We start from the raw sequence: 14,016 nt of genomic DNA, 5'->3' as shown, positions 1-14,016 counted from the left end.
TCCTTTCAAAAACGTGTCCCGGCGACCGTTACCATTCCGCCGGGCTCTCTATGCAAGGGCACATCATAGCGCGTAATTCAAACATTCACACCCTTTCCGCACCTACTCATTGGGGACAGACTTAAATGACTAGCCTTACTCATTGGGGACAGACATAAATGACCAGCCTTAAACTAAGAACGTCTCCAACGACTGGTCATTTAAGTCTGTCCCCAATGATTGGGTCGGTGCCCTTTGTGCGGAGGTTGCATTGATGCTTTATACTGGTGCGGTTAGACATCCATCCTGCAATCGAGGAGATTTCCATGGCATCAGACGTTCGCGTCCGCTTTGCACCCTCACCGACGGGCAAGCTGCACATCGGCGGCGCCCGCACCGCTATCTATAACTGGGCTTTCGCCCGTGCTAACGGCGGCACGTTCATCCTGCGCATCGACGACACCGACCCCACCCGCTCTACCGACGAGAACACGCAGATCATCCTGCGCGCCATGCGTTGGCTGGGCCTGGACTGGGACGAGGGTCCCGAGGTGGGCGGCGACTTTGGCCCCTACGCCCAGACCGAGCGCCTGGACCTGTACAAGCAAGCCGCCCAGAAGCTTTGGGACGAGGGCAAGGCCTATCCCTGCTTCTGCACCAAGGAGCAGCTCGACGCCGACCGCAAGGCCGCGCAGGAGCGCAAGGACCCCTTCCAGGGATATCAGCGCCGCTGCCGCGATCTTGATCCCGAGGAGGCCCGCCGTCGCATCGAGGCCGGCGAGTCCTATGTCCTGCGCATCAAGGTGCCCGAGGACCGCGGAGACGTCGTCATCCACGATGCCGTCCACGGCGAGGTGACCTTTGATGCCAAGGAGCTCGACGACTTTGTCATCTTCCGTTCCGACGGCACGCCCACGTACAACTTCGCGACCGTCGTCGATGACGCCATGATGAAGATCACTCACGTCATCCGCGGCGACGACCACCTGTCCAACACCCCGCGTCAAGTCATGGTCTACGAGGCCCTCGGCGCGCCCGTGCCCACGTTCGCCCACATCTCCATGATCCTGGGCGCTGACGGCAAGAAGCTCTCCAAGCGTCACGGCGCCACCTCGGTGGAGGAGTACCGCGACGCCGGCTACCTGTCCGACGCCTTCGTCAACTACCTGGCGCTGCTCGGCTGGTCTCTCGACGGCGAGACCACGATCATCCCGCGCGATGTCCTGGCCAGCAAGTTCTCGCTCGACCGCATCTCCAAGAACCCGGCGACCTTCGACCCCAAGAAGCTCGACTGGGTCAATGCCGAGTACATCAACGGCATGTCCGATGCTCAGTTTGCCGACGAGATCATGGTCCCCGAGCTGCACGAGGTGGGTCTCATCGAAGGTAATGTCGAGTATGGCGAGGACTGGATCGACGCGCTTGCCGCCATCGTCAAGCCGCGCACCAAGATGCCGGCCGACGCCGTGAGCGTCGCCGCTCCCATCTTCGCTACGGCCGATACGCTCGAGTATGACGAGAAGTCTGTCAACAAGGGCCTGGCCAAGGAAGGCATGGGTGCCATTCTGGATGCCGCTAAGGCCGCGCTTGAGGGCGTGGACGAGTGGACGGCTGCCAACATCGATGCCGCGCTTGAGCCTCTGCCCGAGCAGATGGACCTTAAGAAGCGCGTGGTGTTCCAGGCCGTGCGCGTCGCCGTCTGCGGCAACATGGTGAGCCCTCCGCTGGGCGAGACCATGGCGCTCGTCGGCCGCGACGACTGCATGGCGCGCATCGACCGCGCCCGCACGATGGCGCTGTAATCGCTGCGCAAACGTATGTATCCGAGCCCCGTTCACCTCGAGCGGGGCTCTTGTTTCTGTAGACGTATGGGATAGGAGGTGCTGGCGCCATGGCAGAGCAACTTTCGCTGTTTGGTTCGCCGGAACCGGAGGAAGCTCCGAAGTCCGCGGCTCCTGCCGCCGCTCTGGCGCAGCCCGAGCCTGCGGCAGAGCTCATTGCCGCCTATGCGAGCGTGGTCCTCGACATCCCGACCCGTGCGCTGTCCGAGCCATTCGCCTACGGCATCCCCCGGTCCCTTGCCAGCGAGGCGCAGATCGGATCCACGGTCCTGGTCCACTTTGGTAACCGTACGGCCGCGGGCTACATCGTCGACATTGCGCCCGAGCTGGCCGACCTGCAAGGTAACGACGCTCTCGATCCCGCGCGCATTAAAGCCATCGAGGCTATCCTCAGCAAACCGCTCTTTACCGCCGAGGCCGCCCGCATCGCACGCTGGATGAGCCGCGAGTATGTCGCGACGCTTTCCGAGTGCCTGCGCCTGTTCTTGCCCCCGGGCGGCAGCCCGCGTGTGGTCAAGGGCGACGACGGCGTGTGGACGGTTGAGCGCCCCGCCGTCAAGCCTATCCAAAACCGCTGGGTGATGCTTACGCCCGAGGGTTTCGACTATACGCCGCCCAAGACTGCTGTCCGCCAGCGTCAGCTCATCGAGGCGCTCCAGTGCGGGCCGGTCACGACGCGCGACCTCAATCTGCTCTATAACAGCATGTCGGCGACCATCAAGGCGCTCGAAAAACGCGGCGTCGTGGTGGTGGAGGAGCGCCGCGCCTGGCGTGGTTGCAGCGAGCAGACCACGCTGTCCTCGGCAAGCGGCAAGGCGCCAGTCGCACTTACCAACGGCCAGCAGCAGGCGCTCGCGCAGATTGAGCGCGCCCGTCTGGACGCTCATGGCGACGTGGTGCTGGTCGACGGCGTCACCGGCTCCGGCAAAACCGAGGTTTACCTTTCGGCGATTGAGCGCGTGCTGGCAGCCGGCCGTTCGGCCTGCGTGCTGGTGCCCGAGATCTCGCTGACGGCCCAGACCGTCGGTCGCTTTCGCTCGCGCTTTGGCGAGACGGTCGCCGTGTTCCATTCGCGCCTTTCGGCCGGCGAGCGCCTGGACCAGTGGGATATGGTCGCCAGCGGTGCCGCCCGCGTGGTCGTCGGCGCCCGCTCGGCGCTCTTTTGCCCGCTTGACGACCTGGGCCTCATCATCATCGACGAGGAGCACGAGACCAGCTACAAGCAGGGATCAAGCCCGCGCTACCACGCGCGCGAGGTGGCGGCCGAGATGGCGAGGCGCTATCGTTGCCCACTCGTGTTGGGCTCCGCCACGCCTTCTGCTGAGGCTCTCGATCGCTGCCGCCGCGGCACGTATAGCGGCGCCACATGGACGCGCGTCGAGATGCCCGAGCGCCCGGGACACGCCGTGCTGCCCACGGTTCTGATCGCCGACCTGCGCCGCGAGTTCGCACACGGCAGTCGCTCCATGTTCTCTAAACCGCTGATGGAAGGCCTGGAGCGCGTAGTTGAGCGCCGCGAGAAAGCCGTGTTGCTGCACAACCGTCGCGGCTTTGCGCCGTTTTTGATGTGCCGCGAGTGCGGCTGCGTGCCCACCTGCAACCACTGCTCCACCGCGCTCACGTACCACGAGCGCACGCACACGCTGCAGTGCCACACCTGCGGTTCGTCCTGGCGCGTGCAGCCCTATCCGGCGCCCACGAGCCGTTGTCCCAAGTGCGGCAGCCGCTACCTGGCAAAAATGGGCCTGGGCACGCAGCAGATTGAGGACGCACTGCACCAGATGCTGCCCGACGACGTTGCTATCATTCGCATGGACGCCGATTCCACGCGCGGCAAGGACGCGCACAAAAAGCTGCTCGAGCAGTTCGATGCTGCCGATTGCGCGGTGCTGCTGGGCACCCAGATGATTGCCAAGGGCCTCGACTTTCCCGAGGTCACGCTCGTGGGCGTGGTCAATGCCGACTTTGCGCTCAAGCTGCCCGATTTTAGAGCAGGGGAGCGCGCCTATGATCTGCTGGAGCAGGTTGCGGGCCGCGCCGGCCGCGGCGATCGCCCCGGCGAGGTTATCATCCAGACCTACCTGCCCGAGGACCCGGTCATTCGCGCCGTCGCAGAGCACGACCGCTCGATTTTTACCGACTACGACCTGGACCAGCGCCGCGACGCGCTGTATCCGCCGTTCGTGCGTCTGGCCAACATCTTGGTATGGTCGACGAACGCAGATGACGCGCGGGGCTACATCGGTCGCATCGCGAAGCTCCTTAAGCGCCGCTGGCATGCCGCCGCGCCCGACTTTTTGCGGGCTGGGAGTGCCGTGCCGCAGGTGCTGGGCCCAGCTTCGTGTGTAATCGAGAGAGCCAAGGACCGTTATCGCTTCCACCTGCTTGTGAAGTCGCCCGTAGGGTACCATGTCTCTGATGATATCGACGCCTGCCTCAAAGAGGTGGGCTCCGTGCGCGGCGTGAGCGTGAGCGTTGACGTCGACGCCTATGATTTGATGTAACAACCCGAAAGGATGGCCATGGAAGCCAACGGAATCGTACTGTCGCCCGACCCTCGTCTGCGCCAGGAGTGCGCCGTCATCGAGGAGATCACCCCGGCGATCGAGGCGCTTGCCGAGAAGATGAAGAAGATGATGTTCGATAACGGCGGTTGCGGCCTAGCTGCTCCGCAGATTGGCGAGCTCATCCAACTCGTCACCATCGACTGCGACTACAGCGACAAGAACGACTACGACCCGTACGTGCTCATTAACCCCGTCATTGTTGAGCAGAGCGACCATCTGGTGCCCTTTAGCGAGGGCTGCCTTTCCATTCCTGGCATTAGCTGCGAGATCGAGCGTCCCGATCACGTTGTCGTCGAGGCGTACGATCTGGATGCCAACCTTATTCGCTATGAGGCCACGGGCGACCTGTTCTGCGTGTGCCTGCAGCACGAGATCGATCACCTGCACGGCAACACCATGTTCGAGCGCCTTAAGCCCATGCAGAGGCTCAAGGCTGTCAAGGAGTACCAGGACGCCCTGGCCCGCGGCGCTCGACCGGGCGAGACGGAGTAGGTCCCACCGTCCCCTTCCGCCGCAGGGCTTAGGTTTTGCTCCATGCTCAAACAGTCCTGCTCGCACGAAGAGCACATTAAGTGCTCTTCGGCTCGTGCGGAACTGCGCGTGGAGCAATAACCTAAGCCCTGCGGCGGAAGGGGACTGCGTTTTCGTGCTCCTTTTCGCCCGGGTGCCGTCGGGCCAGGGAAGGGCGTCTTCGCTGATAATTGCTTTGTTGGAAGAGCTGCTTTTATTGCGGCTCTTTCTTTGGTTTTGGGTATATTTGTTCTTGTTGAATTGTTATTGCGGATGGGCTGGGTACTTGGCTTTCCGCTGTTATTTGTAGCCGTCTCGGCTTTGGTTGAGGGGAGACGTTCTTTATGCGAATTGTGTTTATGGGTACGCCTGATTTTGCTGTGCCTTCGCTGACTTCGCTTTTTGAGGCTGGGAACGAGATTGTGCTTGTCATTACTCGTCCCGATGCTGTTCGCGGGCGTGGTAAAAAACTGGAGCCTTCTCCTGTTAAGGCCAAGGCGCTCGAGCTTGGCCTGCCCGTTGTTGAGGCTAATCGTATGACGCCGGACGTTATCGATCAGCTCGAGGCTGCGGATGCCGATATTTTCTGTGTGGCTGCCTATGGCTGCATTTTGCCTGATGAGGTGCTGCATATGGCACCGCTCGGCATTGTGAATGTTCATGCGTCCTTGCTGCCTCGTTGGCGTGGCGCCGCTCCTATTCAGCGTGCCATTCTTGCTGGTGACGAGGTTGCCGGTGTTTCTATCATGCGCATCGGGCATGGCGTGGATACTGGTGCTTATTGTGCCCAGGCTTCCACGTCGGTTGCCGGTAAGCACGCTGAGGCGTTGACCATGGAGCTTGCCGAGCTTGGCGGCAAATTGCTTGCCGATACGCTTCCTTCGCTTGCCGATGGCTCGGCTGTTTGGACTGAGCAGGATGAGTCGCTTGTCACGCATGCTGCCAAGATTTCCAAGCAGGAAATGCGTCTGGATCCGAAGATGGCGGCGCTCGATTGCGTGCGTCATGTGCTTGCTTCGTCCGATACCGCGCCTGCCCGTTGCGTGATTGCCGGTAAGTCGGTTCGCGTGCTCGATGCTGCGCCGGCTGATGTGTCGCTTGGCGAGGGCGCTGTTGCCGTCAAGAGCAAGCGTGTTTACCTGGGCCTTTCCGATGGCGCGGTTGAACTGCTCGAGGTTAAGCCCGATGGCAAGCGTGCCATGGCTGCTTCTGCCTGGGCTGCCGGACTGCAGGGTGCCGACCTTACGTGGGGTGTACTGTCATGAGCAAGTTGTCTCCCGCGCGCAAGCTTGCGCTCGATGTGTTGATGGAGGCCGACCGCCGCGGTATGTACGCACGCGACGTGTTGTCTTCCCGCGCTTCGGCTAAGGCCATTGACCAGCGCGATTCCGCTTTTGCCGCTCGTTTGGCGCTCGGTGTTGCCGCCACGCAGGGCATTTTGGATGAGTTGCTCGATCAGTTTCTCGATAAACCTAAAAAGGTCGCGCCGCGCGTTCGCATGGCGCTTCGCATCTCGGCCTTCGAGATGCTCTATCTGCATACGCCCGGCCGCGTTGCCGTAAGTCAGGGTGTTGAGCTGGTGCGCAACGGTGCCAAGTCTGCCGCGGGCCTGGCTAACGCGGTGCTTCACAAGGTTGCGGATAACGTTGAGGACTTTGCCACAGCATCCGACGTGGATGAGTCCGAGCGCCGCCTGGTTCGCTTGTCTCGTTTGATGGGTCTTCCTCGCTGGCTGTGCGCTCGTATTATGGCCTCGTTCGACACGCCCGAGGGCGCGCTAAACTTTGCCGGTAATCTGGCGCCTGCACCGCTTGCACTGCACGAGAATGCGTTTGCGACCAAGGCCGATCCGTATATCTCGCAGCTCGTTGAGCCTGTCTTTCCGGGCTGCCATGCGCCGGTCGATGCTCAGGTTACGGTTGCGTCCGGCGTGTTTGAACGCGCCGCTGCCGTTGCCTCGGACCTCAACGCTCAGCTTATCGCTACTGCCGCGACACGTCCCGGTCGTTGCCTGGAGATTGGCGCCGGTCGCGGCACCAAGACCTATGTGATGATGTGCCAGGCCAAGCGTGCCGGGTATGAGCATCAGCATACCGCGCTCGATCTGCACGATCGCAAGTGCGATCAGAATCTCGCGCGCCTGCATAAGGCGGGTATCTCCGGTGTTCGTACGGTGTCGGGCGATGCCTGCGAGCTCAATGAGGTGCTTACGTCCTTTGACGCGATGCTTGGCGAGCCTGCCCTGTTCGACACGGTGTTTATCGATGCGCCGTGCTCTGGCACCGGCACCATGCGCCGGCATCCCGAGATACCGTGGCGCCTGACCGAGAACGACGTTACGACTGAGCTGCCCCGTCTGCAGCTGACGATGCTCAAGGAAGCAGCTGCGCGCGTGGTTGCCGGCGGTGAGCTTATCTATGCCACCTGCTCGGTTTTTGATGAAGAGAACACGCAGGTCGTTGATGCCTTCCTGGCCTCTCCCGAGGGTGCCGGCTTTACCGTGGCACCGCTCTCCGAAGCCCAGATTCTGCAGCTTCCCGAGTTTGCCCAGGCCAAGAAGCTCGTTTCCGTACGCCAAAACGACCGCGGCCTCTTCCAAAGCGTCCCCATAAACGCCGACTCCTACGACGGCCACTTCTGCGCCCGCCTGGTCCGCAACTAATACGGTACCCGAGGGTTGATTCGCTTGCCATGAAATGGGCCTATCTACTACGTTTGGCCGGTTACCCTCAACCATGCCGTTTTTCACGAAATCAAAACCGCAGGTAGAAGGCTTATCGATTTTGCAAAAACGCAGGTGTGCTCGGACTATAGGGGCCAAACGTAGTAGATAGGCCGTTTTCGTGGCGCAACCCCAGACCAGTTGCTTGGGCGTGGGACATTCCTGGAAAAAATTCGGCCCCGCGATCAGCGTTGATCGCGGGGCCACGTTGTTCTTAGTGGTTGTGCGGGCAGTTGGCGCAGCAGCCGTTGGTGGCGCTGGTGCTGGAACCACCGCTTCGTTGGTCGGTGTTGTAGAATCCGCTGCCCTCAAACTTGATGCCGCTGGCCGAGAACGTCTTGGATGCCGGGGCACCGCAGCTCGGGCACACGACCTCGGGGGTCTCGGACATGGGATGCTCAACCTCAAACACGTTGCCGCAGCTCATGCACTTGTAATCGTAGCGCGCCATAATACTTCCTTTTCAGCACAAAGCGGGCAGATCGCTCTGCCCGCATAAATTCAAACAGCTGTAACTGTACCCTATATCGGGTGTTTTATCACGCTTCGCCCCAGAATCTATGGGTGTTGCGCAGGAGCTGTGCGGTTTTGCCCTCGGCGGCCTCAATGTCAGCCTCGTCTGCCTGCCAGGTCCAGTTGCCCGTGGCCACGCCCGGCACGTTCATGCGCGCGTCGTCGCCAAGCCCCAGGATATCCTGCAGCGGCATCATCACCAGGGGAGCGTCGCTTGCTAGCGCGTCGCCCATCAGCTTGGCCGCCACCTCAACACCGCTCGGCTCGTCGCCGCCCGCAAAGGAGCGCGTGCACCAACCGGCGAGCGTCGACGTGTCGTGCGTCGAGGTGTACAGAATCTTGCCCGGCATGGGATACACGCCGTTGCGGACGTCGTAATCGCTAAACTCCAGCACGTCCATACCGGGGAAACCGCAGGTCGAAGCCATGGCACGAACGCCGGGCGTCAGGTAGCCCAGGTCCTCGGCGATAAAGTTGAGCGGCCCCAGTTCGTCATAGGCAGTCTGGAACAGGTCCTTGCCCGGACCCGCCAGCCAGCGGCCGTCGGAGCAGGCCTTACCTGCGGGAATGCTAAAGTAGCTGTGGAATCCCAGGAAGTGGTCCAGGCGCACACGGTCGTAGAGCGAGAACGCGCGACGCAGACGGTCCATCCACCAGCGGTAGCCGTTCTCCTTCATGTGATCCCAACGGAAGGTGGGATTGCCCCACACCTGGCCCTCGGGCGCAAAATTGTCGGGCGGCGCGCCAGAAATCTCAATCGCCTTGCCGGAATCGGACAGCCAGAAGTTCTCGGGCTCGCTCCACGCATCGGCCGAATCGTCCGAAACGTACATAGGAATGTCGCCGATGACCTCGATGCCCTTCTTGTGCGCATAGTTCATGAGCTCGCACCAGGCCAGGTCAAAGCGGTACTGCATGTACGCCTGCAGCTCTGCCTCGTCGTGGAAGCGCTTGTCGTCAATCAGATGCTCGTTGTAGCGCGCGACATCGGCCGGCCAATCGTGACGCGATTCGCCTTCAAAGTACTTTTTGACGGCCATGTAGACGCAGTACTTCTCGAGCCAATCGGTGTTGCGATGCTTAAACGCTGTGTAGAGCGGGTCTGCATCCTCGCCGCCGCGGGCCTTCCAAATCTCAAAGTCGGCCGCCAGCTCCTCCTGGCTTTCGGGCAGCAGGTCAATATTGCCCGCAAAGGCCGAAGGCCCAGCGTAAGGGGAGCGGAAGAAGTCCGTCGGGTTGACAGGCAGAACCTGCCAGTAGCGCATGCCCATAGCGGCCAGATGGTCGATAAAGCGACGCGTGGGCGCACCAATCGTACCGGGCTTGCCGTCGTCAGTGGGCACCGAGGTGATATGGCACACGACGCCCGCGCCGTGATCGAGCGGCTCCTGCAGGCGCTGCTCGGCATGGTGATAGATGATCGACGAGCCCAGCGGATACAGATCGAGCGTGACCGTGCCGTTGTGGATCTCGCACTCGTGACCGCTGATCACGTCACTCGCACATTCGCCGAGCGCCGGAATCGTCACGCGGTGCGAATTGCGCAGGCTGCGGTTGATGATAACCGTCGCGGACTCGCCATTCTTGCCCGTGCGGTTGTAGGCCAGCACCTCGTCGTTGAGCGCAAAGGCCTTGATCTCGCCGTCGATCATAAATGGCAGTGCACGGCGTACGGCGGAGGCGTTCTTGACAATAGCCAGCGTGTCGAAGTCGTGCAGTTGGTCCTTGGTCGGCAGGGTGCGGCGGTTGCCCGGATCGGTAAGGCCCTCCAGGCCGTATTCGTCGCCGTAGTAGATCGAAGGCACGCCTGGGAAGGTCATCTGCATGAGCGTGGCGAGCCAAAAGCGGCTCTTGGCCAGGCCCATCGAGTTCTCGTCCAGGCGCCACTTGCTGCGCTCGCACTCGGGCAGCTGTGACTCGTCGGGGCCGCCGCCGAGCACCGAGATGATGCGCGGACGGTCGTGGCTCGAAAGCAGATTGAGCGCGCAGGACAATGCCTCGCTCGGGTAGTTTTCGCGCAGGGTCTCGATATCCTCGGCGGCCTCGTAGGCGTTCTTGTAGCCCATCAAAAAGCCGATGACCATGTCGCGGAAGGGGTAATCCATGGCAGAGTCCAGCTCGGAGCCCTGCAGGTAGCGGCGCAGATGGCCGTAGCTAATCTTGTTGGATGCGTCTTCCCAGACTTCGCCGAGCAACAGTGCGTCGGGCTTCTCAGCGAGTACGGCCTTCTTGATCTCGGCCAGGAAGTCGTCGGAAAGCTCGTCAGCGACGTCCAGGCGCCAACCATGGGCACCGGCGCGCAGCCATTTGCGGATCACGCCGTCCTTGCCCAGGAGCCTCTCGCGTACCAGCTCGGACTTCTCGTTGATGGCCGGCATGTTGCCCACGCCCCACCAGCAGTCGTACGAGCCGTCCTCGTGGAAAGTAAACGCATCGCGCCACGGCGAATCCTCGCTCTGCCAGGCACCCACGCCGGGGTAGTTGCCATAGCGGTTGAAATATATCGAGTCGTCGCCCGTGTGGTTGAAGACGCCGTCCAGGATGATGGAGATGCCCAGCTTCTCGGCTGCCTGGCAAAGCTCGGTAAAGTCCTGCTCGGTGCCCAGGATCGGGTCGATCTTGGTGTAGTCGGCCGTGTCGTAGCGGTGGTTGCTCGCGGCTTCAAAGATGGGGTTGAGGTAGATGGCCGTAAAGCCCAGCTCGGCGATGCGGGGCAGGTCTTCCTGGATGCCCTTGAGCGAGCCGCCGTAGAAGTCCCAGGTCTTGATGGAGCCGTCCTCGGCGCGCTCGTACACGGGCGGCTCGTTCCAGTCCTCGACCATCCGGCGCTGAATGCCCTTGCGCGGTTTTTCGAGTTGGGCCATTGTGCGCTCGCGCCAATGCTCGTCACGGGCGTAGCGGTCGGGGAAGATCTGGTAGACCATGCCGCGCTCGTACCAGGTGGGGCGGTTCTCGCGATGCTTGTAGACGGTAATCTGGAAGGACGGCACCTCGGCGTAGTCGTAGGTTACGCCCTCGCCGCCGGTGCGGCCCTGGGGCGCGCCCAGGCGAACCTCGGGCTGGCCCTCGATATTGCATATAAAGCTGTACCACACAAGACACGGTTCAGTGCATTTGAGCTCGCCGGTAAAAATGCCATCGCCTTCGTGCTCCATCGGAATCAGGGTCTCGCCGACTTCATCGACCCAGGTACGCAGGGTGAGTGTTGCCTGGTTGGGATCGGCATCCTCCAAAATAACCGAGAGTGCAACGGTAGTTCCTGTGGTCACAGCGCCAAACGGAGTGCGAAACTGCGGTAGGCGGCTGTTGTGTATCAATCTCATAGTACGGTCCAGTTCAATAGAATCACGGCCTACGGGCCATGGGCTTTACGCACAAGATATAAGTATATCTGTTGTACACAGGGTGTATAAACAACATCCGTTTACCATCGGCGAACGGTTGTCCTAGAAAATCGTTTTACCCATCTATAGAACAAGGGGTGTCACGCTGAATGACACCCCTAGTTTATTGAGGATTTGGTTTTGGATCGTCCGGACTAGCGGCGCTTGCGGGCGGCCGTGGCCTTACGGACGGACGTCTTCTTGGACGGGGCCTTTTCCGTTGCCGGAGCGGCGGGGGAGACCGGGGTCTCCTTGGCGGGCGCGGGCTTAGCCTCTGCCTTCGGGGCGGCCTTGACCCCGGCGGCCTTCGGCACCGGCTGGGCCTTTACCTTGGCCTTGGGCTCCTCTTTGGCAGCAGCGGGCTTAGTCTCCGCCTTGGGAGTTGCGGCCTTTGCCGTGGTCTTCTTAGCTGTCGTCGTGCGCTTGCGCGTGGTGGTCTTGGCGGCGGGCTTGGCCTCGACGGTTGCCTCCGGCTTGGACTCGGCAGGCGTCTCCTCGGCCTTGGCGGCCGGCTTAGCGGCCGCCTTGGGGGTAGCTTTCGTTGCAGTGGCCTTGGTAGCCGTCGCCTTCGTAGCTGTAGTCTTCTTGGCGGTCGTGCTCTTGGTCGCGGCTGTTTTCTTGGCTGCAGCTTTGGCCGGAGCCTTTGCGGCCGGCTTGGCCTCGGCGGTCTCGGCCTTTACCTCGGGAGCAGCCTCGGCCTCGGCGCCCTTCTTGGCAGCGGCGGTCGTGCGCTTGCGCGTCGTCGTTGCCTTGGCGGCAGTCGTCTTTGCTGCGGCGGTCTTGGTGGCAGCGGCCTTCGTGGCCGTAGCTTTCTTGGCCGTCGTCTTGCGCGTCGTAGGCTTCTTGGCGGCAGGCTTCGCAGCCGGCTTATCCTTAGCCTCGGGAGCTGCTTCAACCGGCTTCTCCTCAGCCTTGGGCTCCTCAGCAGCAGCGGGCGCCTCAACAACCGGCTCGGCCTTAGGCTCCACAACGGCCGCAGCCTTCTCAGCCACAACCACAGGCTCGTCGACAACCGCCGCCGGCCTCTCAATCTCCGGATGCATAAAGAAGTACAGGTCCAGATACTTGTCGGCCGAGCGCGTCCAGCTAAAGTCCTGGCTCATGGCCTGCGTGACCAGCTGGTTCCAGGCCTCGCGGTTATCCCAGAACAGGCGTGCCGCGCGGAACACGGCGTCGCCCATCTCGTCGCCGTTAAAGTTGGTAAACGAGAAGCCCGTGCCCTCGCCGGTAAATTCGTTATACGGGATCACCGTGTCCTTCAGACCACCGGTCTCGCGCACGATGGGCAGGGTGCCGTAGCGCATGGCGATGATCTGCGACAGACCGCAGGGCTCAAACTTCGAAGGCATCAGGAACATATCGGCGGCGGCATACATACGCTGCGACAGCGCCGGATCGAACTCGATGCGCGCAGCCATGGTGCCGGGGTACTTGTCCTGGAAGTAGCGCAGGCCGTCTTCGTAGTCGCGGTCGCCGGTGCCCAGCACCGCCACCTGAACGCCGCCGGACAGGATACGGTCGAGCGCGTACATGACCAGGTCCATGCCCTTCTGGCGCGTCAGGCGCGTGACCATCACCATAAGCGGACGGTCGTCGCGAACCTCGAGCCCCAGCTCTTCCTGCAGCTTGGCCTTGCACACGGCCTTGCCGGAGCGGTCATCAACCGTGTAGTTTGCGGCAATGCGCTTGTCGGTCGCCGGGTCAAAGCCCGCCACGTCAATGCCGTTCAAAATGCCCTGCAGCGCATAGGAGCGCTCGCGCAGCACGCCGTCCAGGCCCTCGCCAAACTCGGGCGTCTGGATCTCGTTGGCATAGGTGGGGCTCACCGTGGTGATGGCGTCGGCATAGCGCAGCGCGCCCAGCATGTAGTTGATGCTGCAGGCGTCGCAACGCAGCTGCGAGGCGGCCGCCGGAATGTGCGCCACACCCAGGATGTCCTCCATCACGGTGTCGCTAAACTGGCCCTGGAACGCCACGTTGTGGATCGAGAACACGGTCTTGACGCGGTCGTACAGCGGCAGGCCCTGGTAGAACTCGCGCAAGAACACGGGCGCCAGTGCCGTCTGCCAGTCGTTGCAGTGCAGGATGTCGCACTCAAAGCCCTCGGGCAGGTGCTGCAGGCTCTCGGTGATGGCCTTGGAGAAGAACGCAAAACGCTCGCCGTCATCAAAGAAGCCGTACGGATAGTCGCGCGCAAAGTAGCGCTCGTTGTCGATGAACATATACGTGACACCGTCGTGCTCGAGCTTCTCGAGCCCGCAGTACTCGTTGCGCCAGCCCAAGCTCACGTAAAAGTCGGAGAAGTGCTCCATCTGCGCTTTGTACTCGTCCTTGATGGTGGCATACTTGGGCACCATCACGATGACCTCGGCGCCGGCGCGCACAAGCGCCGCTGGCAGCGAGCCCGCCACGTCGCCCAGGCCACCGGTCTTTACAAACGGTGCGCACTCGGCCGAGGCAAACACGATCTGCATCTTTTTGCTGGAATCAGCCATATTGTC

8 protein-coding genes are annotated in these 14,016 nt (G+C 61.9%); 5 read left to right on the top strand and 3 right to left on the bottom strand.

The window, feature by feature from the left end; all coding sequences use genetic code 11:
- Window positions 1-305: 305 nt before the first annotated feature.
- The 5 genes from gltX (at window position 306) to AAAX36_RS04330 (ending at window position 7,559) form a co-directional block, all read left to right on the top strand.
- On the top strand, window positions 306-1,781 hold the full coding sequence (gene gltX, locus AAAX36_RS04350; RefSeq protein ID WP_349074196.1) for a glutamate--tRNA ligase: 1,476 nt from the start codon (window positions 306-308) through the stop codon (window positions 1,779-1,781).
- An 89-nt stretch (window positions 1,782-1,870) separates the two neighbouring features.
- Entirely contained in the window at window positions 1,871-4,324 is a 2,454-nt protein-coding gene (gene priA / locus AAAX36_RS04345; protein ID WP_349074195.1) for a primosomal protein N', read from the top strand.
- An 18-nt stretch (window positions 4,325-4,342) separates the two neighbouring features.
- On the top strand, window positions 4,343-4,879 hold the full coding sequence (def, locus tag AAAX36_RS04340) for a peptide deformylase (RefSeq protein ID WP_117583490.1): 537 nt from the start codon (window positions 4,343-4,345) through the stop codon (window positions 4,877-4,879).
- 362 nt (window positions 4,880-5,241) lie between these two features.
- Window positions 5,242-6,162 carry a methionyl-tRNA formyltransferase gene (gene fmt, locus AAAX36_RS04335; protein WP_349074194.1) on the top strand — a complete coding sequence of 307 codons (921 nt, stop codon included), beginning with the start codon at window positions 5,242-5,244 and terminating at the stop codon, window positions 6,160-6,162.
- On the top strand, window positions 6,159-7,559 hold the full coding sequence (locus AAAX36_RS04330) for a transcription antitermination factor NusB (RefSeq protein ID WP_349074193.1): 1,401 nt from the start codon (window positions 6,159-6,161) through the stop codon (window positions 7,557-7,559). Before fmt ends, AAAX36_RS04330 begins: the two co-directional genes overlap by 4 nt.
- Before the next feature lie 274 nt (window positions 7,560-7,833).
- Here AAAX36_RS04330 and AAAX36_RS04325 read toward each other — a convergent pair whose 3' ends face one another.
- The 3 genes from AAAX36_RS04325 to glgA all read right to left on the bottom strand — a co-directional run bounded on the left by AAAX36_RS04325 (window position 7,834) and on the right by glgA (window position 14,010).
- Window positions 7,834-8,070, bottom strand: a complete 237-nt coding sequence (locus AAAX36_RS04325; RefSeq protein WP_349074191.1) for an FmdB family zinc ribbon protein — start codon at window positions 8,068-8,070, stop codon at window positions 7,834-7,836.
- Window positions 8,071-8,158: 88 nt separating this feature from the next.
- Window positions 8,159-11,455, bottom strand: coding sequence for a 4-alpha-glucanotransferase (locus AAAX36_RS04320; protein ID WP_349074189.1), 3,297 nt, complete (start codon window positions 11,453-11,455; stop codon window positions 8,159-8,161).
- Window positions 11,456-11,670: 215 nt separating this feature from the next.
- Entirely contained in the window at window positions 11,671-14,010 is a 2,340-nt protein-coding gene (gene glgA / locus AAAX36_RS04315; RefSeq protein WP_349074188.1) for a glycogen synthase GlgA, read from the bottom strand.
- Window positions 14,011-14,016: the final 6 nt, after the last annotated feature.

The organism is Collinsella sp. CLA-ER-H10 (assembly GCF_040092475.1).
Taxonomy (GTDB): domain Bacteria; phylum Actinomycetota; class Coriobacteriia; order Coriobacteriales; family Coriobacteriaceae; genus Collinsella.
The sequence above is the reverse complement of the archived record's forward strand: the minus strand, read 5'-3'. Positions and strand labels throughout refer to the sequence as shown.